A 24737-nucleotide genomic window follows, 5' to 3' on the forward strand; every position below is an offset into this window, starting at 1 on the left:
ATATATATTGAAAAATAGTTTACTAATGGTTATGATAATGCCATGCAGGTGAGTCATGATGGACCAAATGCAGGAAAGTGCATTTCAACATCGGACAGTCACAATATTGGAGGAAGATAAACATGGAAAAAGATGTATGGAAGTTGGAGTTTGCGCAAGTATGGGGTAGGGCTGAACGGTCTGATGATTTTGACGATCATGGTAGGGATAATCGTTACCCACAAATCAAGTATCAGATGCTCGGAACAACTGATTGGAGAGAGAAGTGCTTCACTAACCCAGAGGAGCTATATGAAGAGGGGCTTGAGCGTCTACATACAGTCTTTTCAGAGATTGGGCCGATTAACGAAACAAGGCTTAATGCAATCTATACCAACCCCTTAGTACAAGTGATAGTCAGCCGAGCGGTTGAAAAGCTCGTCGCATTGTGTTGGCACAAGAGGCCATGCAGAGATGACCTCTATCAAGAAACATATGAGATAGCCAGGAAGATAACAGAGAGCTATTATCGGAAGCATGAGCAGTCCGAAGACATCGTTAACAACTATCTCGGCTATCTGCGGAAGTACTTATACTATAAGCTTCAACGGCGCTATCTGACGGGATACCAAGGATACATGAGGAGAGGGAAAGAGTATATCTTGCCGAGTCCAGTGGTCGATCCATCAGAGATAATAGGTTATGCAGGTTTGGTAGATAGCTTCATCGATAAGGAAGATAAGCTGGACCTGCTAGAATATGTGGGGCGGAAGAAACAGCAATATATAGATATCATTAACTACAGCGTGTTCTATGACCTAACACAGCAACAAATCGCAGATATGATGCAGATGCCATTAAGCACGGTGAAGAGTCATTTCAGTCGTAGTAAGCCAGTTGTGAAACAATGGATGAATAATCGTAAAGTTGTATAATTTTTTTACGTAAGTTGCAACCTTTTTCGGACTTTGTGGGTTAATATATTGTATAAGAGCTGATTCAGCAGAGCCTGACTGTAACGTTGAATATTTAAGAAGAAGAATAAACCATCCGAAACGTTGGCTTATATCCGAACGTTACTCGGTTCGGAGGCGAGCACTGCGACGCGTGGCCGACGAATCGTATTTGAACCTTCGCTCTGTATTCGACAGTCAGGCGCGTTGCGCTCAAGCAGTTTAGCTGGTTTGAATGTGAGCGTTTCTCTACTATTAATTGGGGGAAGTCTGCCCGAGAGGGGCCGAGGCTCTCCCATTTTTATTTGTGCTAGATCAGGTACTTTGTACTGAATGAGTGGTGGTACATTACTGTCGGAGATTCACCATGATCATGAATACACTCTCTCGCTTTCGCTTCGCAGTGCTCAGCTCGCGAGTGAGGAACGCAGCGGATACAATCAACAGTACGGATGATGATTCATCTTCATTAATATAACTGTATCCCAATGTTGTGCTGAATGCCGATAAGTTACGGGTTTACGGCTAGTGCCAATCTTATGTGCTATGGATGGCGAGTACTGCACCACCAGACGGATCATATCTCTATTAAGAAACATAACTGATCTATTCATGTGCTAGATAACGATTCTATACCTCATGAATCCATGGGATATTGGGCTGCGGCGGCCATTCAAACGCTCGTGCCATGAATGCCGAGTATTGTTGCCCGCGTCGGTAATTACATATATGGACGCTGCGCTCTGCTGAATCCTTGGAATCTTGGTTGCGCGGCGGTTCTTAACTTACATATTGGAATGAGTCCCGATAACGAATAAACGCCCGTCAGCTTTTAGCTACGAGTGTATCCCCAATAATCATCCTCTTGCCGAAGCTTTTCTAATGCTTCTCTGCGGCTTGCGATGATTTCAATCTGCGTCTCGATAAGTCCTTCAAGCATCTGAATATCTTCCGATGTCAGCCTTACACGGCGAGCGTATCGACCCCTTTTATGAATCAATGGAGTGTCGGGTATGTAAGCGATCATTTCAAAATCGACTTCCAGCAAATCATCCGCTGATGGAGTATAGTTACGTAATGAATCCTCCATGCTAGCCTGTTGTTCCACCACATCCTTTAGGTACAAGGCGCGGTCTTCTGGCTTGCCAATATAGATCGGGGCGGGATCAATCCTAAATCTGCTTTTGGGGTTATCATTATTATCTTTAAGCAGCGAGTGCGGTATATTGTATATCTCTAGTAGCTTGTTCAACGTTCTCTCCCGTGGTTTCTTCTTACTCTTCTCTTCTAAGTGGTACTGTCCTTGATGAGTAAGTCCGCATTTCTTTGCGACTCGACTCCTGGAAAACTCATCGCCATACTCTTCCTCCAAAATCTCCCTTATGTATCCCAGTTTCTGACCGACCCCCAGTGTATGGAAGTGTGCCAGCTTATCTCCATAAAGTAATTGCCCTCTATAGTTAGCGCTTTTCTTTAACATAATGTTTCCTCCCATGTTCATGCATATCATCAACTGAGCTTCTATAAAGAGTATAAAGTAATATTCTTTAGTTTTGCACGAACTCCTTTAAGCTCGTGGTAGACTGTAACCGTGCCACAAACAAACATAGGAGGCGGTAACATTGAAGACTATCTATGCAATAGAAAGTGATGGACAACCTTATTACACGGAGGAGGAGCTTACCACCGTTCCGCTTGCAAGCATTACGGTGATCCCTGTTATTAATGAAGTGAAGGTTTTGGCGCTGGAAGGTCTATTCGTGGCTAGTACAGACAAATGGGTTTCCTTAAAATCATTTGATCTCCCTACGCCTATCGTGAGTGAAAACAGGAGAGTAATTGGATCGGTTGATAAAGCTACTGTAATTTCGCGTGTTCGAGATCATCTAAGTCAACAATCGGAAGAAGAAACTACGGTCACATTATCCAACACATCGACGCACTGTGAGGAAATCGGCGGGAGAATTGCTAAACAAGTAGTAAGCACGATAGAGGGGCGGAATTATTTCGACGTGCATCTGGTCGATCTTGGCTGGCAAGTCACAAAAGCTGGGAAGGATTTCATTACTCTGGAACGCAAGCCATCTGTCGAGGAAACTGCTGAAGAAGAGGTGAAGGCAGCGGTTGAACAAGCAGTAGATAATAAGGAAACAGTAGAAGAGACTGAAGAGGGAAGCAAAAGGAGTTTTCTTGAAAAGCTATTACGATAGGGGGAGGTTACCGTGACTATACGATTATTCATGCGAACGATTCCAGCTAAAGTATCGGTTTATACACAGTTTTGGTAGTACTTAATTCCGATTTAATGATAAATCTATTCAGACTAGTTATAAGAGGAGACGATCAGATGGGAACAATACAGGGGAACAACGGGTTTCAGAAAATAGCAACTGATATTTCGCAAACGAATAAGCTCACTCGAACGAATAATCTTATTAATATGCCCCTTGGCACAATAGCTTTTCAAATTGATAGGACCGAAGCAGAATCAGTATTATCTAATCACTTACGCAATAATTGGGAATTTGATGATGTTTCCGTAAATACTGCGTCGGTTGAACTCTACACAGGTAGAGAATTTTATGTTTCATTTCATGTTAATGATGAAGAAGATGATCAACGTGAGCGTGATCATACTGACGTAGGAATGATTAATGAACTGGTTAGCTGTTTGGAAGATATATACATGGTGCCTGTGATTGATTTTAGAATTGATGATGCAAAGGGCGTTTTGTATTTGTTTGTTAACCAGAGTCTGAGTAATGATTGTCAGTAAAGGATTTTTCTATATCTATGTTGAATTGATTCAGGACGAGCATATCTGCCGTCCTGTTTCTTTATTAAGGCACGATTGGAGTGACAAACCTGAGTTCATTGTTCAAGCGTCTGTACCAGCTGCTCAGCCGTTCAGATAGGAATCAGTTAGAGGATTACCTTACAGAGATTTTTGGCCAAGTGCTGTGTAAGGAAGATTTACTGCATGATTTCCTGAATACGCTGACCGATATTAAAGTGAGAACAACGAGTATCCGTGAAGTAACAACACAGAAGACATATAACAAGCAAGAGGATCATTCAACCGACAGTAGGCCAGACTTGCTTATCCGATTTTCAGATGGCGGACAACCTCATGTTTTGTGTATCGAAAACAAACTAGGTACAGGAGAAGGGGATCAGCAACTTAAGCGATATGCCGACCATCTAAGCAGTTATGAGTCTGATGGTTGCCGTACCCATCTAATCTACATAACCAAGGTTCATGATCAGAAGCATAAGAAGGACATTATCAGTAGTGGGGCGGCCACCTCATTTCACCAAGTTAGATGGTTTCAAATATACAATTGGCTAAAGCGCCATAGAAGCGAACTCATTGATTTATTACTGGAGTATATGGAGGAGATGCAGTTGAACGACAGCAGACGGTTTGTACCACAAGATATATATGCAATTCAGCACATGGAACGCTTGATTAGAATGATGGATGGCTGTCTAGAAGGTAAGGTAGAAGAGACGGTATCCAGTCTATTTAATAGATCAACTGGTTGGACTAATCGATTTGCCCAGTTAAAAGAGTATTATCGCTATATGAAACAGAATGATCAGGGTAACTATAGTGTCATAAACTTTGGATTCTACATTACGGATGACGAATATCCTTCCGTTTGCATCATGTTTGAAGTAAACCCAAAATGCCCGAAACGTGCGGATATAATAGCGGCAATGAAGGAATTTGTTGAGAACAATGAAGGTTGGTTATCTGAGGATTTGGATGATAATACAGCTTGGGCTAACATCTATTGCGAAAAGAGTCTTTTAGATTTCTTGTCAGCAGAGGATCATATTGAGGCTATTCAGGCGTACTTTATTACTCATTTGACAGAACTTTACTCATTGAAGCAGCAACATCCAGAATTCGATTGGAAATCAAAAGAGAGCAGTGTTACTGTATGAAGCTGGGACAAGTGTCGTACATAGATGATATCCGTTCTGTATGGGTGAATGAAGCTAAGGACTTTACACCTTGGCTCGCGGAAAACCTTGATACATTAGGTGCTGAGCTCGGAATGGATATTGAGTTAATAACCACTGAGCATGGGATCGGTTCTTTCTCTCTTGATATTTACGCTAGGGAAGTTAATACGGGACATTCAGTAGTTATCGAGAACCAATTGGAAGCAACGGATCATTCGCATTTGGGGCAATTAATTACTTATGCATCTGGTGCCGATGCCAAGATCATCATCTGGATATCGCGGGAAGTCAGGGAGGAACACCGTAAGGCAATTGACTGGCTTAACCAGGTATCCAATGAAGATACTCACTTCTTTGCAGTAGAGATACAAGCCATTACCATAGATGGTTCATTACCCGCGCCACTCTTTAAAGTGAAGGCTTCACCTAATGAATGGGGAAAAGCACAGAAGGCGATTGTGTCTGGTGGAAGCGGGGCAAAGACTCCGAAGCAAATGTACTATCATGAGTTCTTTACTAAGTTCCTGGCAGAACTTAAGCAGCGCAAACCTCATTTTACGAATGCCAAGTCGGTTGGTTATGATAGTTGGTTTAGCTTCAGCTCTGGCAAGACAGGATTTAGCTATACGGTCACATTCCGTAGCGGAAATCGATTCTCATGTGAGTTTTACATTGATATGAATGACAAGGAACTGAACAAGGCCAAGTTTGATGAGTTGAGCCAGTTCAATCATGAGATATCGTCTGTACTCGGTGATTTATCTTGGGAACGATTGGACGATAAGAGAGCGTGCCGTATAGCAGCCTACATGGATGCATCCAATGAAGATTCAATGATCGATTGGGGAATAAGGACTCTGATTGCTTTCAAGGATACATTTACGAAATACCTATAGAAGCGTAAAAAGACAGAGAGGGACGGTGTCATGTATAGCATATTTCCGTCCCCATGCCATAAACATCTTAATTTCCGAGCCGATTCCTCCTCAGTCTCTTAATTCATTAATATCCCCGATAATGTTCTCTAACAGCTTGATGGTCTCTTCTGATTGAGCGATGGCTTTTGTATAATGAATCTCAATTTCTTGGTCAGGGAAAACTTGCCTCATAAGGTTATAGTTTACCGTGAGTTTAATAGTGCTTTTAGCACTAGTAATTAATTTAGCAATTTTTTCCTTGATCGGGTTAGTAAATGGAGCATCTATTGTTCGTACAATGCACTTGTATGAAGCGTGAGATGCTAATACCGAATCAACGTTGTTCTTATCCGCGCTATTTTTCGCCCAAATTGCCAAGTTATCCCGAGCTATCTTCAAATGTTCTGGCCCCTTGAAGTTATTCGCTCTAAAGGATTCCTTTACATAATGCTTTGTCTTCGCTTGCGCTACCTCTATTTGCTTGGTTACTTCCTTGGCAGAAAAGAGCATACATTCTATTTGATTAGGCTCATGGCGAGCTAGATCAAAATAGCTGTCAATGCCCGTTGCGAACTGCTCAACCATAAAATCTCTCATGGTTCTAATGGTTTCTAGCTGCGTGTCATAATAACTCCTAAACTCAGGGTATTCATCCTTTTGTATACAGTAGTCAAGCTTATCAGAAATAAATTGACTCATCTTATCTAATTGATCAATAGTAACGGTAACCGTATCCAACCCAAAGCACCTCATTATTTGAATTCTGGAAAAGCTTGAATCCTTGAAGAATAAAACCATACGGGCAACCCTTAGCTCCCACAATATATTATCGGCTGAAGATTGATATTTTGCTAGACCATGATTAGACGTGATTTCTGATTATTGTGCTTAGACCCCCAGAGGGAGCATCGCATTCCACTGTTGGATAATTCGACCGAAATGCCCAAAATCCTAGTGCTGGCAAGGGTTTGTCCATGCAAAAGCACTTAGGTGGTGCGAAGGGTACAAATCGCCCAAATCACTTATTAATTCATTTAATAAATCATTTGACATCCTGCAATGAACAGCTTACGTTACTTGTATCGATACGGTTTCCCTACTGTTTCCGTATCGTAGTACTCCTTTCAATAGCCTCTCTTCACACCAGGAGGGAGGCAATAAAACACAATAAGGATTGATGTATATATGGATATGTCTGATTTAGACAAGTACGGAGAGTTCGGATTTAGAAAAGACTATAAACATGACCCAAACGACTGTACGAGCATCTACAGTGCTAGGAGAAGTGTAATTATTAACATGGATTACTTGCCGCTACATCACCAGATAAAGACCAAGAGAATACATGACGGGCTTAGCCAGGAACAACTAGGAAAGATAGTCCGATTACATCCATCTACAATAAGCTTAATTGAAACAGGGCAACTCTTGATAATGAAAAATCGCTATAAGGAATTTGAGAAATATCTATATGAGGATTGGTACTCTGATGGAAAACTAATTGATAGCTTTACCGAGGATTATCATAATAGACCAATGAAAGAAATGGATATTGAAGAACAGAGAGCTTACTGGAAGTCAATAACTGATGACGATCCCGATCTATGGGGTACGATATTGTAACTTGATTTCGACGGGAAACATACAAAAATCCGAACGGAGAGTGCATGAATGAATAACACCATTGAAATGATTGACTGCGATTACTGGCCAGAGTTCGTTTTCGGTTTTGGAACCGATGAAGATGAGGAAGGTGAAGATAATGAATAATTATGATGATTTAATAGATGCTTTGAACCGTGAGAGTGAATTGAGTACTTGTTCGGATAGTCAGAAGGCCGCTAATGCCCATATGATTAATCTGTATCAGAACCTTAAGAATAAGCGAACCAGTGGTTCACCTACCTATACGAACGAGCTTTCTATGGACCTTATGGCTAGACGGCTTGCCGATCCCGCTTATAGATTCTCAGTGAGGTCATTAAGGGATTCTTAATAAGAGAGAGACAGCCATTATTACAGCCGCCTCTCCAGTGATACTTAGTTAGCTCTATAGAATGCCTCTGTGTATTCATCAAGAACGGAACGCATAATAACCTCTAGTTCCGATAGCTCTTGTTTTGTGAACCCCATCTCTTTAGCCGCCAGTAAGGCGTAACCGATAATTGCTGCATTTGAAATCATTTGAATTACCTCCACGAGATTAGTTTGGATTAGAGTGCGTATGATGCGAATAGACAGGTAATGCGCGAAGCGCGTATCCAACAGCCGAAGGCATAGTGTTAATAAGAAGGAGCCAGTTATTTTGACAGACTCCTCTAGTTGATACTTACATCAAACCTCGCTCTTTGAGTGAGCAGTAACTATCGGTTGAAGTGATGATATGGTCAAGTAATTGAATGTTCAAGAGCTCACCTGCCTGGACAAGTCTGTTCGTAAGCTGGATATCCTCTGGAGATGGATCACAAATTCCAGAGGGATGATTGTGAAGAGCTACCCATGAGCATGCGTTTCTCTGAACCAAGAATCGATATACTTCTCGGACTCCGACTATTGCGCTGTTAATGGTTCCGATACTTACTTTTTCTTTCCATACAATGTGATTCTTTGTGTTGAGAGCCAGAATCCAGAATTCCTCTACAGAACGGTAGCCGACAGTAAATCGCATAATATCGAAAACATCTTTTGGTGAACGGATGACTGTTGGATTCTCGCGTGGCGTGTTCAAAGCTCTTGCCAACTTAAGCGTACTGACGATCTGGCGAGCTTTAGCGGGACCAACACCTTTAATGCAAGTCAGTTCTACCTCACTAGCTTCCAACAGTTCATTTGGCGTTACGAAGCGAGAAAACAACTCCTGAATCATGTTGCTATCTTCTTTCACACAAAGGGCATCAGCTAAAGCTGTTTTAATAGAGTAAATGTTCACTGTGGATTACCTCCAAGAAATAGAAATAGGGGAGCAGCCGAAGCCACTCCCCTTGAAATGGGTACAGATATTAGGTTATTATTGAATCAGAGACGATTTACTGAGGGCGCTGGCAGGCGTCCTTTTTCATGCCTTGAGCTCCTTCAATCTGCATTTCCGTACTTACGAGCATTGCCAGGCATCGGATATACCGCCTTCCCTCATGGGTTCTGAGTGATGCCTTTCCATCCAGACGCTTCCTGACACTTTGTAGAGCCTCTTTACGCTCTCGTAACTGCTTAATCATTGAGTATCACCCTTTCTTAACTGGCTCGATTTTGGCGCTTAAGATGCTGTTCCAACTGCTTTGGATAGTACCTTTTGAAATAGGCCCGCACATACCGATTAGATAATTCTTCATCGATTTTCCATACACGCTGAAAGTACACTCCCAAGACGCGAGCTGCCATAACCAACTGATTTTGCATTACCAACTGACGGAGAAGAGTGGTCATCTCGTCAGCTATTTGTTGTTTCTCCACGCTTCATCGCCCCCGTGATTGTTTCTTGCCACTCCAATAGGCCATGCACAACCTCTAACAGACACTTGTTGAATGGGTAGTCCTCTGCAAGAATGTCACTGTAGTCTGTTTCCAATCGCTCAAATTCTTTGCTTAACAGAATCAGTGCCGCCGAAGCCTCATTCAGCCTCTTTCTAAATTCCTCCATGTTAATCCCTCCTTGTGGCGTACTTCTCATTCCGCCTAGTCTTGTTCCTGTAAAACAAAAAGGACTCCCACCAATGTAAATGGCCGAAGTCCTAGTGAAGCTGTTTTTTCAATTGTCGTCTAAGCATTTGATTAGCGATCTTACCGAAGCTGTTTGTTCATTTGTATCACTCCGTTTCTGGTTTGATGTTGATGCCGCGTTGAGCCAACTCTGTTTTAAGCATTTCAATGAACCCCTGATCCAGTCCAAGCTGCAATGCTGTCCAATAAGTTTCAATCAACAGTTCTGAACTGACTTCCTGCATCGAATCTCTTTTATCATTCATGTATTTCACCTCCTCTCATTGGAGCTTGGGGTTATCTCACTGCCCCTTCTGCTTCCTGTCATGCCAATGAACGCAAAAAAAGCCCTGTTACCTATCCCTTTTGGGATAAGCAACAGAGCTCAGTTATGACGCTATACGATCAGCTGTACAACGCTTTTATTAGTTGCAATGCTTTGCGCTGCTCTTCAATGCTCCTGCCTTGCAATAGCTTCACAATCTGAATAAGCACGGTATTGTCGATCCTGTTCTTTGATTCATCAATATTATGGAATAGATCGCTGTATGAAACCTCTAATGCATTCAGAATGTTATCCAAGCTTTCAATTGTCCAATTAGACCTGCCCGATTCCAGCTTGGTTATGTATGAAGGATGGACATCAGCCTCGTGAGCAACGTCCTCTTGGGTTCTGCCTTGATGGTTCCTGAATCCTTGTAGCCGTTGACCCACGGCTATCTTAATCTTCTGAACATCTCGTGATTTCCTAGCCATGCTCTCACCTCTACCAAAAACAGTAGAGTAATAGTGAACCACCGTCGAAACATTATAATGCAACATATCGACTTAACTAACCAATATAATGCATGATATAATTGTAACGTGATTGGTAGGCATTTTGGTCTAGTAAAGGAGGACTGCATTCTGTAGAGGCCCCCTGGGCGAGTTAGGAATTTAGACAACATTCTACTATACATAACTTGTCACGGAATTTTTATCAATTTTTCATTTCTGCATAAGTAAATTATTTCACAAAGGGGAGCTTCTATGAGAAAGATAGGATTGGTCGCAGCGGTGATACTCACCCTGCTTCTACTCGCTGGATGCGGTGCAGACGCAACAGACAGCAATGAAGGTGGAGCAAAGGCTGAAGTAACTCAACTGGTTAAGGAAAGCATCGGAAATCAGCATGGCCCTGAGGTAGCAAAGACAGTAAAAGTGAACATAACCAAGTCCGAGGAAGGCGCGACAGACGGCAGAATGTTCGTTAATGGTAATCTCGAATACAAGCTCGATGGCTGGAAAGAGAACGGTGTAGATCAGATAAGATATGTGAACGCCAAATTCCATTATGAGCTACAGCACAATGGTACCGACTGGACCGTACGTAACAAGATGTTCTTCGATGAAGAGCGTAGAGAAAAGAAATAGGGGGAAGCAAGTTGATCAAAAAGAGATATGGATGGATCGCGGCTATTTCACTTGGCATAATGATCGCTGGATGCGGTAATAACGCGAGCTCAGTAGAATCATTTGTACCTGGTATCTATCAAGGCAAAGCAATTAAGGGTGTATCGGACGTTGCATGGAAGTACCAAGAATTCCAATCTCCACCGTATGAGTCTACGGTTACGGAGAAAGCTGTATACGTTGGTGATAGCAAGAACATCTACTCCATTGATACTAAGACAGGAAAGAAATTGTGGATGCATCAGATCAATGGGATGATTTCGCGCCCAGCCGTTACCAAACATATTGTAAGCTTCATTGATAACACGGGAGTTCACACCTTGAATGCTGATTCAGGAGAACTGCTGTGGGAGCATCTATATAAGAAGGAAGTTCTCTACGCAGCAAGGTCAGCAGTGACCACCGCTTCCTCGGATCATGTTTTCATTATCGAGCGACTTGAGGATGGCCGACCAACACTCAAGGCATTGGATATCAAGACGGGTGAGGAAAGCTGGAATTATGGGGATAACATCAGTTTCAACCGAAATCCGCTCATTATAGGTGACAAGCTTTACATACCTTCTACAGACCAAGTACACGTCTTGAGTGAAAAGACGGGCAAGGAAACTGACTCTATCAAGTTGGATGCAATGATCGACAACATCTCTGTAAGTGATAATCTCTTGGTAGCTGTCTTTGCAGATGCAGATAGGAGTATTCATGGATTTGACTTAAAGAGTCACGAGCAGATATGGGAGTATATTCTTGCCTCTGAGGACGGTGTTAGACCGAGTAGACTGGATATTATCCGACTCAAAGATAAAGTGCTTATTACTGATGTTAAAAGCGGAACAGTTGTCATGCTGGATAGCAAGGGTAAAGAGCTGTGGAAGAAGAAACTGGGCAATCCTGTATTCGGAGTATCATTCGGAAGGGCGATCACTCCCCCCATTGTGGCAGATGATTCGATATATATAAGCGTATGGGAAGGTCAGAATAAAGAGCTTAAGGGTATGCCTGGTTTCTCAAGTATTGTTGCCCTGGATGTTATTACTGGCAATGAACAATGGCGATACCATGAGAATGACTTTATCAATTATTCGCCTTCCTTAATAGATAACGGTATGATCGTTGTAACAAAGAATGGATTAAAGGCATACAAGGGCGGTAAGAGTGTCGAAGGAAGTGTCACAACATCAACTAAAGCTGAATCGACCAAAGCCGACAGGAATCCTGAATTAAAAGCATTTGAAGGTCAATGGAGTACTCCTGGATCGGATGAATTGGCGTTCAACCTCTCCTTTACCGATGATTCAAGCGGAGTAATAACATTCTATAGTCAGGGAGCGAAAAATCCAACTCCATTTAAGTACGGGACTGGAGCGGCCAGTGGTTCAATTGGCTTGCTGATCGGCAGCGAGGAAAAAGCAGTTGTTCTAGTACTCTATGATTCAGGAGAGCTTGGTTATAGGGATAACAACCATAGATATACCTTAGTGAGATCAGATGTGAGCCAATTAGCGGATGATGCGGCTGCAAAAAGCCTGATTAGCGGATTCAAGGGTAAGTGGTGTGATTCAGCCCAAGAGTTATGCTTTGAGATTGTACTTGACGAAGATGAGTCAGGCGGATATCTCAACTATTATCAAGAAAAGGAACCATATCAAGAATCGTTCAAAATACCCTACATGGACGAATATGAAATTGTCATTGAACTTGAAGCTGGATCAAGCCAAGTTCGTTTAGACTTAAGTGAGGACAAGAAAACCTTAACGTATGAGTCGGATTTCAAAAAAGCTACTATGAAAAAGCAGTAATAGCGCCCACGCGGCGCTTTTCTTTTGTCCGAATGCAGGGTTATCGACCTCACATGTCGAATTATAGGACAAAGTTGGAATGGTCGTGGGAAGAATAGATGATTGTAATGGAGTGATTGTATTGCCATTATTGAATACATGTAATCCTGACGCTTTGTATGATTCGTTAGCTCATATATTCTCAGCTCCAAGACATATGATCGAGTACGCTGTGATTAGAAATACGCTTGAATTACAAAGGCTAAGTTCTGCTGAGGAAGTCGACTTGAAGAGTATAAAAAAGACCATCGAAGATAAGACAGGTACTGAAATCAATATAGGTGATTTCGATTATGTGGCAGTAAGCCATCCACGCGCAGTGAATCCTGGATAGGGAACTCTGAACCAATTTATAACCTTCATGAGTCGCTCTTACGTGAGACAGAACTATCAATGAAGCTACGGGAGTCAGGTATTACGTTCAGCAAGTCAAAGAACGGAATCGATACTTATTTAGATGGGGAACTTGTCGTTTGGGAGAGCATGATTCCCAAAAGTAATGAGGAACCATGTATCAGGATGATTATGCGCAGATTGCAACCAAACCGCTTTTTCCCTGATGCCGATAAGTGTATCAACGGTTTTCTGTTTGGCGGTGATATTTGGGAGAATAGTGATGTGCGTCATATCGTGGTAATGCCTGAGTTTGCGGAGAACATCTTAAGAGTATTAGGTAAACGGAAGGTTATTGATGATTGGAGAGCCAAAGTTAAGCCATATGTTATCACTTTCCAAGTTCCAGTAAACAGGATCATCTTCGATGGCTCAAACAAACTAAATAAGCGGAATACGCAGTTTCGCTTGTTACGTTATGCATTCTACTATCTAAGTAAGATAAGGCGAGATGAGTGGGATCAGTGGTATAATCCTATTATTCGTCTAAATGATGATCTTAGTGTGGATGCTAACCAGGTTCTATCGATAACCCCAGTGATCTAGGAGGATGATATATTGTTTAATTGTTATGAATGCGGGGGGCTATTGTTTGTAATTGGCATCGAAACGCCCCCAGATCACTTAACCAAACAGGAGAAGCTTGTTTATAATCGAGTATGTGATGTACAATGTGTCGACTGTAAGAAGGTCTATTATTCTCAGCCATATGACTTCGGTAAAAGTATTAATGGCGTAAGAGACACTAGGTTGTTCATATAAAGCAAATATTGTATCATATCCAATGAGAACAAATGTTCTACCCCCTCGTTAGGAAACTTATTCTACATTACGGAGGTTCGCATGAGATCACTTGAACTATTTGCTGGAGCTGGCGGTCTTGCTCTTGGCACAGAGAAAGCAGGGTTCGAACATGTTGCAGTTATTGAATGGAATTTAGGTGCGTGCGCCACAATACGTCGAAACAGACCTAACTGGGAAGTTGTCCAAGCTGACGTGAGAACTATACAGTACAGTCAGTGGGGAACAGATTTAGAACTTGTTTCAGGTGGTCCACCTTGTCAGCCGTTCTCAATTGGAGGCAGGCACAAGGCTTGGGATGATAAAAGGGATATGTTCCCAGAAGCAATTCGTGCAGTTCGTGAAATAAGGCCTAAAGCGTTTGTGTTTGAAAACGTTAGAGGTCTAGCCAGAGAGAATTTCACCACATACCGTGAATATATCCAACTTCAGTTAACTTATCCATCGTTAGTTCGCAAAAATGACGAAGAATGGGATGCTCATCTGGCAAGACTTGAAAAGCACCATACTGGTACTGGTGGAAGAAATCCTGAATATAAGGTTATCCCTCCACGTGTACTTAATGCTGCTGACTACGGGATCCCACAGAAAAGGGAGCGAATATTCTTCGTAGGCTTCAGATCTGATATTAATGCAAACTTTTCATTTCCATCGGCGACGCATTCCAACGAGGAACTTATGTATCAAAAGTGGGTCACCAATAGCTATTGGAAATCTAAAGGTATTGAGCCTACACAAGTCAGACCTAGTGATAAGGTGCTTGAACGCATAATTAAAAATCGGAATCAGAATACTCACTTAAAACCATGGGTTACCTTGAGAGACTGTTTATCTGATTTGCCAGATCCTAGGTTACAGTCAGAACCTGAGTTCATGAATCACATTTTCCAAGCTGGAGCTCGTCCTTATCCAGGACATTCTGGTAGTGTACTCGATGAACCAAGCAAAACGTTAAAAGCGGGTGATCATGGGGTGCCTGGGGGAGAAAATATGATTGCTTTCCCTGATACAACGTACCGTTATCTTACAGTTAGAGAATCCGCCAGAGTCCAAACTTTTCCTGATGATATCGTATTCGAAGGTTCTTGGACTGAGTCAATGAGGCAACTTGGGAATGCTGTTCCAGTACTGTTGGCTGAACAAGTCACTAGTCAAGTTGCTAACGCTTTATTAAGTACGAATGTAATCTCGTTGGAGAATAGAAGGTGCATCTAATGAATGTCCAAGGATTTGATGAATTTGAGTTAGATCTTGAGTTGGCTTTTAAGAGAGACTTACCACCGTTTATCGATGGGTTAGAGGCAGCACCATTAACCTTTATTAATGTTTCATCTATACCAGTAAAGAAGAATGGTGTCTACCTCCTATTACAAAATAACACGCTTATGTATGTCGGTAAGACTGATTCGAGGGGCGGTTTTCAGAATCGACTCTTAAGGCACTCAGAACATGTCAAACATAGGCGTAATCTTGATCCAACCACGATGTTCTTCAAAGCAGTCGCAATCCCAGTGTTTAAGAACGCGGATTTAGAAACGATTTTGATTGATCATTATGGTGCGCCGTGGAATAATTCAGGATTTGGTGGCAATGATCCTGGGAAAGAAAGGGACACCCAGAGACCAGCGGTGTTTGATTTGGAGCATCCTATTGATATTGATATGGAGCTCGACTTTCTCCAGATAGGCATAGTAAATGTTCAGGAACTGTTGAAGTTACTTTCTGCTCGGCTTCCCTATACCTTCCGATATGAAAAGAAAAGGCATCAAGAAGAACTTGATTTCAACGTAGAGATAAGTTCTACAAGATCATCATTGAGGGATATGCTAACGTTGATCCTTGAGGGATTGCCAAGTGGTGTTTGGCAAGTAACGATTCTTTACGGCAGGATTATTCTCTATCATGAAAATCGTGAATATCCGTTTTATCAAGAGATAATTCGATCATAAACCCTTCGTTTGAGGTAGAACAAGGGTATTAAGCTTCTGCTTGAAGGATATGTGAATGTAATTGAGGATTTATAGGACTTAGCGCTCAAAAGAGCGCTTTTCTTTTTATCCATATGCAGGAAAAAGGTCATAGTTTGTCGAAGCGTATGAGAAGGAAGTAATGAATGGTTAAGGGAACGTTGGAAGTCTATGGATGACTATTCAACTGAGTGGGGGAGGAAAATGGCAGTAAGTGTTCAAAATATAGAAGAATCATTGTCAGTATCTTATGTCAGTGCTGTTGTCGCAAAGGCGGGAGCATCTTTTGATATTGTTTCACGTGATTTCGGTGTGGATGTTTGTGTGAGGCGTGTTGATAAATTTAATGGCATGTTAATGGATATGGGAGTTTCGTTTGATTTTCAATTAAAATCCACAACAAATTGGGAGATTGATGGCTCGTACATTGTGTATGATATAGAAGCTGATGCATATAACAAACTAATTTACAGACATAATGCGAGTGCAACTCCGTGCCTTCTTCTTGTACTATGTCTCCCAAAAGATTCAAACGAGTGGATATGTTTAACAGAGGATGAGCTTAAACTTAGGAAGTGTGGATATTTCTATTATATACAAGGAGTAATGACTCCGAACAAAAGGAGTACAAGAATTAGAATTCCTAGGGATAATGTTCTGACCCCTGAGGCTGTACAGAAGTTGATTGAAGACTTTAGGCTAGGTGCTCTAGGATGAGAAACCAAATTCCAACTAAATTACCTTTGATTGATTTAGTCCGTTATCTAAAAGATGTAGGATGGACGGTTTCGGAACATCCAAATGATAAATTAATAGTATTTCGGGGACCGCTAAATGATGATGGTAAGCCTTTAGAAATCGCAATTCCTAAAAATGAACAATACCAAGATTATAGCAGTAGAGTACATGACGTTCTCAGAATCATTGGATTAATGAAGAATATGAACATTCAAGATATTGCAAATGAAGTTCTTCTTACGAGCCATGATGTCTTTAAGGTAAGAGTTCTGGATACTGGAAGTTACTCCAATAGTATTTCACTTCCATATGCATCTAATTCTTTGAAATCTATAAAGGACCTCTTTGTATATGGGGCATGTTCCGAGCAAGTTAGTCTCCCTTTTTTTGACAAACCCTTGCAAGTGGGAATTAATCATGCGCATCTATGCCGCTTTGGACATACGTTTGAAGGGAGTTTTGGTATCGCCATTAATTCTCCAATTATTGATGAATATATACAAATTGATATGTTTGAAGAACAGAACGAACTCCCGTTCGAACGCAAGGTGATGGAACGAATTATTCGCGGTCTAGATTTACTTATGAAATCTGTGGAAGCAGATAATGGAGACATCCTGGTAAATAGCTATGATGTTGCTTTCAACTCAAAAATGTGCGAGTCACTTCTTGAACTATCTTCAAATAAATCAATCAGAATAGGTCTTGATGTGGAATGGAGTTCCAAATTCGAAGTTTCTGATGATATTAGGAACAAACATAACTGGATACTTTCAAAAGCATCATATGAGGTATTGGAATACGCAGCCGAGGAATTGAATAAAATCGAACCCTTCAATGAAACAATTGTGGGTAATATTGTTACTCTGCACTCTAATAAAAATCCTATGAGTGATGAGAACTTCTTGCGGCAGGCCACAATTAAACACGAGATTGATGGTAAGAAGATACTTGTTAAGCTTGATTTAGATAAAGAAAGCTACTCTGTCGCTTATGAAGCACACGGTAGAGGAGTGCCTATCAAAGCATCAGGGGTTCTATATAAGAAAGGTAACACATGGAAAATGGTCGAAGTAACAGGGGTTTCATTGATTCCTTAATGACGGATACATCCTTTTTAGCCAAAATATATACTTAATTGAGGTGAGCGTCATGAGTAACGTGATTGAGGAGCTAACTAATCTTGAGATAAGGAATTTATTGCTTGAGGTTCTATCATATGAAGGCGATGATATTGATACAGAGGGAAAGACCTTTAAGATGTATGGATATCAAGGGAGTCAGGCTGACCTGTTTCGATTATTGAATGGTCTAATCATAAAGAGAAACTTAAAGCCTACGAAAGTTCCTATGAAGGGTGAAGCATGGGGATGCCATGGTAATACGTTGTATGAATATCAAACTATTAACTTAAGCAGAAGTGAGATTTTGAAGTTGTTTCAGGAGTTTCACAATTTGTTGAATCAAGGTATCATATCCCCAGGAGCTTATGGCTCATACAGTACAGAACTTCCATACTTCCATGTAACTCCCTTAGGAATGGAATGTATAGTGCGACAGGACTTCTTACCTTATGATCAGGATGGATACCTTTCAAAGTTGAAGACTGTTACTGACCTACATACCTGGATTCTTTTCTATATGACTGAAGCTCTAAAATGTTTCAATGCAAACTGCGTCAACTCTTCGATGATTAATATTGGATTAGCGGGGGAAGTCGTTATTGAGGAATTGGTTGAGCACTTGGGTACATTTCTGAGAAATAAGGATCAAGCACTCCACTCATCCTTCATGGCAGAGATTTCAAGGGACTGGAAAATTTCTCATAAGTATACGAAGTATTTAGAATATAGGGATAAGTATATTGCTAATTCTAGGGACACAGTATTAAAAACCTATACATCCACCATGGATAAAGCTAGTTCAACTATTTATGCGACATTTACGAGGCTTACACGTAATTCATTAACTCATCCTAATGATCTTATTATGGATAGGATTCAAGTTCTAATGTTCTTCATGTCATTCGTTAATTATTGCGAGCTACAATATAAGTATATCAATTATTACAAAAGCAATAGTTGAGAGCGTGAGTGTTCAGTAAATATGATCACATTAATGATCACGTGCTTTAGAATATTGACGGATATTCGAGGATACATCCAAATAGACCGAGTTCCGAAAACCAGCATGAGAGTAAGCTTTCGGACACTTCGGTTTACATCAGGACACAGGGTATACCACACTGACAGCATGGAGTTCAATCGAATATTTGGGTCATAGCTCAGCTCAGTAAGTTCGATCTACGTACATTAGGCTGTAATTGCATATTATTCATTCTTAGTATTTAACACATTAGGTATTATGCTCATATTTAGAATTGTAAAGAGGTCGTGGTCGTGAAGATAGAGATTGCGGAATCATTGATGTTATCCTGGTTAAGACACGCAAAGAGCTGCCAGATGGTTCAATTAAACTGGAAGCCATCGGTTATTTCATGGGAGTTACATAACGAGAACACAGTTGAAGCGCTAATGAAGAGTACCGATACGTACTTTAGCGAGAAGCATGGGCTGAACTTGTTCAAGAAGAACAGCTCATTAAGCCAGTTTCTTCAACAGGGTGAAATCGATGCGCTTGGTATTGAGATAAACAGCGGCGGCGTTCAGAAAATATACGCAGTTGACGTTGCATTTCATGAGAGTGGATTGAACTATGGCTGCAAAGAAGAGACAATCGCCAGAGTTATGAAAAAGATGATTCGCTCAGCCATGATTCTGCATGGGTTCTTTAATATGACCAACGGAGAAATCATTTTTGCCTCACCTAAAGTTTACGGAATCATTAATAATCCGTTGCAGGAGTATTTGCAGGAACTACAGCAGCTATTACAATGCTTAGGACTGAACTTTCATTTCTCGTTTGTCTGCAACGATGATTTCAGGGATGAGATATATAACGTAGTTACAGCGCTGTCTAATACAGTTGCTGATACATCTGAGTTATTCATGAGAGCAATTCAGATGTCTAATCTGTTCGCGGACAACAGTACCGCTAAGACAGTGAAGGAACGCAAGCAACGGATTGATCGTGTTGGCATAGCAGGGGAAGCGGGATTGGGTGCAATGAAGATTGGTATTCTAGTCAAATCGACTTTTATTAGACTAGTTGGGGATGGATTAATTGATTCAAACGAAGTGGAACGGCTTCAACTGATGGATTACTCCAAGAGGACGTTTAATATCAATTACCCTATTTTGAAGGAATATGATGCAACTCTATCTATGTCTGACCAGCGAAATGTTAATGGTTATCCGCGTTATTATACCGACATCTACACAATCCAAGAGAAGCGATACCTGCTTTGCACCATTGGGTGGAGGAACTTAGCAGGAGCTACTTCGAAGCTTGGTTGAACCGAAGGGAACTTAACTTAAAACAGTGAAGGTGATTATATGAGTACTAAAAAAAGGTATATGGCTTTCCTTGATATTCTAGGTTTCAAGTCAATCATGGGTAATCTTAGTACTGATGAACTTGGAGATCAAATGTCCCATATACTCCAGGCTTCAATCTTATCGGCAATAAAGGGAGATACCGTTTTCGTTGATAATAACCCCAGCCTAGAGGTATCATCTTCAATTAAGGTATATCAATTTTCTGATTCCATTATCATGTACACAGAAGATGATGATATAGGTACCTTCATTGAACTTATTAAAGCCCTGAATTTGTTGCTTGCACAATCCATTATTCGTGGCTTTCCGCTTAGAGGTGCATTAACTTGGGGGGATATGTATGTCAATGGAAGTATTATTGTAGGTGACCCCCTAGTAAGGGCATCTGTATTAGAATCCCGCCAAGAGTGGTCTGGTGTAATTGTAGATTGTCCGATTGATACTCAGATAATGATACAAATGCTCGATGAAAAGGTAATAGCACAGCATGAAGTAACGCTCAAAGATGAAAATGACAGTACTGCACATATTAGTGAACATAGGTTGGTTATCAATTGGCCGCAACATTGTGGAATTAAGGTTGGTTCAGCAGATAACTTAGTTCGATCAATGACTAGATTCTCTGGTTATCCTACGAGACAAAAAGAAATCGATAAGATTCAGCGAACAGTGGACTTCTACAAAGAGAATATTGGAAATAAGGCATTGCCGAACTTTAGCTTTGGTGATGGCAAAGTTATGTTCAATGAAGATGGAGAACCGCTATTTATTCCGATGGATAGGGAGTCTCTAGGGTGACATCAAAACCGTGGCTATCCGTAGAAGCTATGTAGCGTTAATTTCTATCGTATATATGAATTTGTGTTCTGGTTCTTGAAATGATATAATTGAATAGAAGCACAGGATTCGCGTATTCTTTGCGGTATAGAATCCTGTTAAGCTCAAGCGGTACAGATAGTGAGAAATCCAGAATCCACGCGGTTTTGCGGATTGGCAAGTACGCACAGGACTTAAAATCCTGCGGTGGGTGACCACCGTACGGGTTCGATTCCCGTCCTCGGCATCCTTTAAATCCTTGATTTACAAAGGATTTTAACAGAGTACATACTTGTTCTAAAATAATAGTCCTCCGTGTTTATTTTAAGCACATGGGAATCAAAAAAAACGAGAATTCCTCCTTTGCATCATCTGACTAAATCAGATGTAGGCGAAGGAGGTTTTTTCGTTGGCATTAATTCGATTCTGTATATAGGTTATTCGGCAGCATTCCACATGTTGAAATCAGATTTCATTTAGACCCGTAAAGGTTTGGATGAATTTTCGCGGAGACATGGTTTCGATTTGCTTAAAGGCTTTGCTGAAAGCAAAGACGCTGCCGTACCCGACCTTCTCCGCAATGGTTGTGATCGACAATGGGGTATAAATCATAAGATGCTTCGCTTTTTCGATTCGATAGCGCATTTGGAATTGATGGGGCGTAAGCCCGTATTTCTGTTTGAACAGCCGCGAGAAATGAAAGACGCTCAGCGTTGCCGTCCTGGACAGCTCCTCAAGCAGAATCGTTTGGTCAAAACGCTCCATGATCAAAGTCGCTGCCGCATCAAGCGATTTATGATGGACTTTCCGCCGGGTCAATTCGCTGGCTTCCAGTCCTTTCAACAGGAGATAGATTAGCTTTAGGACTAAAGATTTTTGCAAGATAAAGAATTCAAGGTCACGCCGTTCATACGCATGAATAAGCTGTTGCAGCGTTTTCAATATTTCCCCGTGATTTTCGATCCGAATAACATCCGGTATTTGCAGGACGCTGCCTAGAACATCTTCCCGAATCCATCTTTTCTCCTCATTGCTGCACTCGGACAAGCTTTTGTAGTTGATAGGCACTTCCTCAAGGTTATCCTCGTACAGCGCGTCGAAATGAACATGCGGCATCCAGCATTCCCCAACGGATTCGATGAATTCATGTTCCTTGCCCGGCTTGAACAGAACGATATCGCCGGGCTGGATGTTATGAACGGTTTCGTCGATCCTCAAAGTCAGCTCTCCCTTCTCAAGGTAAAGCAGCTCATAGTCGAAGATGATGCGGGATTTCAGGCGCATGCCCGATTCGCGGTGATTCCAGGCTTTGCGAACATTAGGCGAAAGCTGGGTCATCAAGGGTACCTTTTGATTGGTAAGCGCTTCCATGAAATCACTCCAAATTAGCAAGATTGGACAAATAATAACAAGTTGCAATAAAGAAGTCCCGAAATAAATGTGATAACATAAGCAATGTAATCGGTAACACGCTTGATAAGTCTCAATGATAGATAGCATCTTCTATTATATTATAGCGTTGCTCACTCATCAACCGATTCACGTATTTCTTCCTTTGTACTGCTAATTTTTATCCGGAAAGGAGCAAATGAGAATGAGTCGATTTAATGGACTTGAGATGGGAATCGGAAGTTTGGCCAGAGTATCTGACGCACGAACCCGATCCATAAGCCCGGAAAATTTTAACGGCGAGAAGGGCAAAGGCGGAATGGCAACAGAAGGTACCGGCGCAGAATGCGCACGGGATCTTGGGATAGGCTGGAAAGTGTCTCCCTCGGTAGAGATTGCGCCAGGGGAAATCTTCACGATGGCGGATATAGAAGGTCCGGGCGCGATCCAGCATATTTGGCTGACTTGCTTCCCGACGCATTGGAGAAATATGATCCTTCGGATGTATTGGGACGAAGAGGAACAGCCCTCCGTCGAAGTGCCGCTGGGCGACTTCTTCTGCAACGGCTGGCAGGAACGCTGCAACGTAAATTCGCAGCCCATCGCCGTGAACCCTGCGGGCGGGATGAACAGCTATTGGCTGATGCCATTTCGGAAGCATGCGAAAGTTACGATCGAGAACAAAGAGCAGGATAAGGTCGTGCTTTATTATCAGGTTGATTATACGCTCACGGAAGTGCCGGATGACATGGCGTACTTCCATGCGCAGTGGAGAAGATCGAATCCCGTACCGTACAAAGACGTGCATACGATTCTGGACGGAGTAAAGGGAAAAGGGCACTATATCGGTACCTATCTGGCCTGGCAGGTGAACAATACCGGCTGGTGGGGCGAAGGCGAAATTAAGTTTTTCATGGACGGAGACAAGGAATTTCCAACGATTTGCGGAACGGGAACGGAGGACTATTTCGGAGGGGCTTGGAACTGGGAGCAGCCGATCGGTCAATATTCTACTTACTCGACAGCTTATCTCGGCATGCATCAGCTGATCAAGCCTGACGGCTTGTACCGGAGCCAGACACGCTTCGGCATGTACCGGTGGCACATCATGGACCCGATCCGGTTCGAGAGCGAACTCAAAGTAACGATCCAAGACCTTGGCTGGCGTTCCGGCAGACGGTATTTGCCGCAGCAAAGCGATATCGCATCCACTTCGTTCTGGTACCAGTTGGAGCCGCACGCTCCTTATCCGGTTTTGCCGGGGAACGATGAGCGCGAAGTCATCTAAACCGATGATGTCCCGTCAACCTTTCAATTCGCGCCCAAGGAGAGTCTGCATTGCTTAAAGCAACAATAAAAGAAGTAGCTGCGGAAGCGAAAGTGTCTACGGCAACCGTGTCACGAGTCCTCAATAACAGCTTGAAGGTGAGCGACGATGCGAGGCAGCGAGTAAGCGCAGCGATTGCGAAGCTTAATTATGAGCCCAGCGCCATCGCAAGAAGTTTGAAGCAGGACCGGACTTATATGATCGGAATTATCGTTCCCGACATTACGAATCCGTATTTTATGGAAATATCGAAGGGGATCGAGGATACGGTCGGACTAAACGGATTCCAGCTTATGTTTTGCAGCTCCGATGAAAATTCCGACAAGGAAAGCAGGCTTCTGCAGTTGCTTAACGAGAAACGGGTCGACGCGGTAGTGGTTGCGACAGCGGGCGGCAACGGAAGCAAGATCGAAAGCATGTCCGTTTCCGGGCTTCCGGTCGTCTTGATCGACCGCAGACTGGAGAAGCATGACGGACATACGCAGTTGGATCTGATCGCCGAGGACAATTCGGAAGGTGCGTACATGCTTGCCAACCGGCTGCTCGAGGACGGACATACCGCGCTTGGCGTCGTTAACGGCCCATCATGGGTAAGCACTGGGCGCGAGCGCTATGACGGCGTCCGGAGGGCGATGCGGGAATGGGGGATCGAACATCCTCCGCATGTGTACAATGGCGATTTCTCCGTCGAGGGAGGAATCCGGGCGGTCCGCTCGTTCTGGCAGGCAGCTTGTCCGCCGACTGCGATCGTATCGCTTAACAACCGGATGACGTTCGGCGTTCTGCTCGAGCTTATAAAAAGAGGCTTGCGCATACCAAGCGATGTCGCAATCGCCTCCTTCGGAGAGGTCGAAGCAGGGCGGCTGCTCAAATGTCCAAAGCTGTATTATATTGATCAGCAGCCTTACGACATGGGGAAGAGGGCCGGAGAGCTTCTGCTGAGCCGATTGAACAAGCTAAACGAAAACGCCTATCCTCATCTGGAAATATTCAGCCATCAAATCAAATGCATTCTATAAAGAAAAGCAATCATAGATAACG

Annotated in this window: 28 protein-coding genes; 19 read left to right on the forward strand and 9 right to left on the reverse strand. The window is 42.4% G+C overall.

Annotated features, from left to right (window positions below; all coding sequences use genetic code 11):
• Window positions 1-122: 122 nt before the first annotated feature.
• Window positions 123-914, forward strand: a complete 792-nt coding sequence (locus J2T14_RS07855) for a sigma-70 family RNA polymerase sigma factor (RefSeq protein WP_307469551.1) — start codon at window positions 123-125, stop codon at window positions 912-914.
• Window positions 915-1764: 850 nt separating this feature from the next.
• On the opposite strand, the gene J2T14_RS07860 is transcribed toward J2T14_RS07855, so the two are convergent.
• Window positions 1765-2412, reverse strand: a complete 648-nt coding sequence (locus tag J2T14_RS07860; protein ID WP_307469555.1) for a hypothetical protein — start codon at window positions 2410-2412, stop codon at window positions 1765-1767.
• Window positions 2413-2554: 142 nt separating this feature from the next.
• On the opposite strand from J2T14_RS07860, the gene J2T14_RS07865 reads away from it, so the two are divergent.
• The 4 genes from J2T14_RS07865 to J2T14_RS07880 all read left to right on the forward strand — a co-directional run bounded on the left by J2T14_RS07865 (window position 2555) and on the right by J2T14_RS07880 (window position 5800).
• On the forward strand, window positions 2555-3142 hold the full coding sequence (locus tag J2T14_RS07865; protein ID WP_307469557.1) for a hypothetical protein: 588 nt from the start codon (window positions 2555-2557) through the stop codon (window positions 3140-3142).
• 137 nt (window positions 3143-3279) lie between these two features.
• Window positions 3280-3708 (forward strand): hypothetical protein, encoded by a 429-nt coding sequence (locus J2T14_RS07870; RefSeq protein ID WP_307469559.1) that lies wholly within the window; start codon window positions 3280-3282, stop codon window positions 3706-3708.
• Window positions 3709-3788: 80 nt separating this feature from the next.
• Window positions 3789-4883 carry a PD-(D/E)XK nuclease family protein gene (locus tag J2T14_RS07875; RefSeq protein WP_307469562.1) on the forward strand — a complete coding sequence of 365 codons (1095 nt, stop codon included), beginning with the start codon at window positions 3789-3791 and terminating at the stop codon, window positions 4881-4883.
• A complete protein-coding gene (locus J2T14_RS07880; protein ID WP_307469564.1) occupies window positions 4880-5800 on the forward strand; it encodes a DUF4268 domain-containing protein in 921 nt (306 codons plus the stop codon). Before J2T14_RS07875 ends, J2T14_RS07880 begins: the two co-directional genes overlap by 4 nt.
• Window positions 5801-5890: 90 nt before the next feature.
• Here the strand turns inward: J2T14_RS07880 and J2T14_RS07885 are convergent, their stop codons facing one another.
• Window positions 5891-6559 (reverse strand): hypothetical protein, encoded by a 669-nt coding sequence (locus tag J2T14_RS07885; protein WP_307469568.1) that lies wholly within the window; start codon window positions 6557-6559, stop codon window positions 5891-5893.
• A 447-nt stretch (window positions 6560-7006) separates the two neighbouring features.
• Here J2T14_RS07885 and J2T14_RS07890 point away from each other — a divergent pair, with 447 nt between their 5' ends.
• Entirely contained in the window at window positions 7007-7444 is a 438-nt protein-coding gene (locus J2T14_RS07890; protein ID WP_307469571.1) for a helix-turn-helix domain-containing protein, read from the forward strand.
• 417 nt (window positions 7445-7861) lie between these two features.
• Here the strand turns inward: J2T14_RS07890 and J2T14_RS07895 are convergent, their stop codons facing one another.
• The 6 genes from J2T14_RS07895 to J2T14_RS07920 form a co-directional block, all read right to left on the reverse strand.
• Complete coding sequence (locus J2T14_RS07895; protein ID WP_307469573.1) at window positions 7862-8005, reverse strand: hypothetical protein; 144 nt, start codon at window positions 8003-8005, stop codon at window positions 7862-7864.
• A 145-nt stretch (window positions 8006-8150) separates the two neighbouring features.
• Window positions 8151-8750 carry a JAB domain-containing protein gene (locus J2T14_RS07900; RefSeq protein ID WP_307469576.1) on the reverse strand — a complete coding sequence of 200 codons (600 nt, stop codon included), beginning with the start codon at window positions 8748-8750 and terminating at the stop codon, window positions 8151-8153.
• A 302-nt stretch (window positions 8751-9052) separates the two neighbouring features.
• Window positions 9053-9271, reverse strand: a complete 219-nt coding sequence (locus J2T14_RS07905) for a hypothetical protein (protein ID WP_307469578.1) — start codon at window positions 9269-9271, stop codon at window positions 9053-9055.
• Window positions 9249-9458 carry a hypothetical protein gene (locus J2T14_RS07910; protein ID WP_307469580.1) on the reverse strand — a complete coding sequence of 70 codons (210 nt, stop codon included), beginning with the start codon at window positions 9456-9458 and terminating at the stop codon, window positions 9249-9251. Before J2T14_RS07910 ends, J2T14_RS07905 begins: the two co-directional genes overlap by 23 nt.
• Window positions 9459-9624: 166 nt before the next feature.
• Window positions 9625-9783 (reverse strand): sporulation histidine kinase inhibitor Sda, encoded by a 159-nt coding sequence (gene sda / locus J2T14_RS07915; protein WP_307469582.1) that lies wholly within the window; start codon window positions 9781-9783, stop codon window positions 9625-9627.
• Between the two features lie 139 nt (window positions 9784-9922).
• Window positions 9923-10273 carry a helix-turn-helix domain-containing protein gene (locus J2T14_RS07920; RefSeq protein WP_307469585.1) on the reverse strand — a complete coding sequence of 117 codons (351 nt, stop codon included), beginning with the start codon at window positions 10271-10273 and terminating at the stop codon, window positions 9923-9925.
• 273 nt (window positions 10274-10546) lie between these two features.
• Between J2T14_RS07920 and J2T14_RS07925 the strand changes: the two genes are divergently transcribed.
• The 11 genes from J2T14_RS07925 to J2T14_RS07975 all read left to right on the forward strand — a co-directional run bounded on the left by J2T14_RS07925 (window position 10547) and on the right by J2T14_RS07975 (window position 20962).
• The gene (locus J2T14_RS07925; RefSeq protein ID WP_307469587.1) at window positions 10547-10930 is read left to right on the forward strand and encodes a hypothetical protein; all 384 of its coding nucleotides are present in this window, start codon (window positions 10547-10549) and stop codon (window positions 10928-10930) included.
• Window positions 10931-10941: 11 nt separating this feature from the next.
• Window positions 10942-12768 (forward strand): outer membrane protein assembly factor BamB family protein, encoded by a 1827-nt coding sequence (locus J2T14_RS07930; protein WP_307469589.1) that lies wholly within the window; start codon window positions 10942-10944, stop codon window positions 12766-12768.
• 79 nt (window positions 12769-12847) lie between these two features.
• On the forward strand, window positions 12848-13141 hold the full coding sequence (locus J2T14_RS07935; RefSeq protein WP_307469592.1) for a hypothetical protein: 294 nt from the start codon (window positions 12848-12850) through the stop codon (window positions 13139-13141).
• 59 nt (window positions 13142-13200) lie between these two features.
• Window positions 13201-13746: a hypothetical protein gene (locus J2T14_RS07940; protein ID WP_307469595.1), complete on the forward strand. Its 546-nt coding sequence runs from the start codon at window positions 13201-13203 to the stop codon at window positions 13744-13746.
• Between the two features lie 297 nt (window positions 13747-14043).
• Entirely contained in the window at window positions 14044-15216 is a 1173-nt protein-coding gene (locus J2T14_RS07945) for a DNA cytosine methyltransferase (protein ID WP_307469598.1), read from the forward strand.
• Complete coding sequence (locus J2T14_RS07950; RefSeq protein WP_307469601.1) at window positions 15216-15950, forward strand: Eco29kI family restriction endonuclease; 735 nt, start codon at window positions 15216-15218, stop codon at window positions 15948-15950. The genes J2T14_RS07945 and J2T14_RS07950 overlap by 1 nt, the downstream gene beginning before the upstream one ends.
• A gap of 222 nt (window positions 15951-16172) precedes the next feature.
• Complete coding sequence (locus J2T14_RS07955; protein WP_307469604.1) at window positions 16173-16685, forward strand: DUF4365 domain-containing protein; 513 nt, start codon at window positions 16173-16175, stop codon at window positions 16683-16685.
• The gene (locus J2T14_RS07960; RefSeq protein WP_307469607.1) at window positions 16682-17806 is read left to right on the forward strand and encodes a hypothetical protein; all 1125 of its coding nucleotides are present in this window, start codon (window positions 16682-16684) and stop codon (window positions 17804-17806) included. The genes J2T14_RS07955 and J2T14_RS07960 overlap by 4 nt, the downstream gene beginning before the upstream one ends.
• A 52-nt stretch (window positions 17807-17858) precedes the next feature.
• Window positions 17859-18791 (forward strand): hypothetical protein, encoded by a 933-nt coding sequence (locus tag J2T14_RS07965; RefSeq protein WP_307469610.1) that lies wholly within the window; start codon window positions 17859-17861, stop codon window positions 18789-18791.
• Window positions 18792-19105: 314 nt separating this feature from the next.
• The gene (locus tag J2T14_RS07970) at window positions 19106-20122 is read left to right on the forward strand and encodes a hypothetical protein (RefSeq protein ID WP_307469613.1); all 1017 of its coding nucleotides are present in this window, start codon (window positions 19106-19108) and stop codon (window positions 20120-20122) included.
• 39 nt (window positions 20123-20161) lie between these two features.
• Window positions 20162-20962: a hypothetical protein gene (locus tag J2T14_RS07975; RefSeq protein WP_307469615.1), complete on the forward strand. Its 801-nt coding sequence runs from the start codon at window positions 20162-20164 to the stop codon at window positions 20960-20962.
• A 483-nt stretch (window positions 20963-21445) separates the two neighbouring features.
• Here J2T14_RS07975 and J2T14_RS07980 read toward each other — a convergent pair whose 3' ends face one another.
• Entirely contained in the window at window positions 21446-22351 is a 906-nt protein-coding gene (locus tag J2T14_RS07980; protein WP_307469617.1) for an AraC family transcriptional regulator, read from the reverse strand.
• A 223-nt stretch (window positions 22352-22574) separates the two neighbouring features.
• Here J2T14_RS07980 and J2T14_RS07985 point away from each other — a divergent pair, with 223 nt between their 5' ends.
• Entirely contained in the window at window positions 22575-23657 is a 1083-nt protein-coding gene (locus J2T14_RS07985; protein ID WP_307469619.1) for a glycoside hydrolase family 172 protein, read from the forward strand.
• Between the two features lie 50 nt (window positions 23658-23707).
• The gene (locus J2T14_RS07990; protein ID WP_307469621.1) at window positions 23708-24715 is read left to right on the forward strand and encodes a LacI family DNA-binding transcriptional regulator; all 1008 of its coding nucleotides are present in this window, start codon (window positions 23708-23710) and stop codon (window positions 24713-24715) included.
• The last annotated feature ends 22 nt before the right edge of the window (window positions 24716-24737 follow it).

The organism is Paenibacillus harenae, assembly GCF_030812415.1.
In the GTDB taxonomy this organism is placed as follows: Bacteria; Bacillota; Bacilli; order Paenibacillales; family Paenibacillaceae; genus Pristimantibacillus; species Pristimantibacillus harenae_A.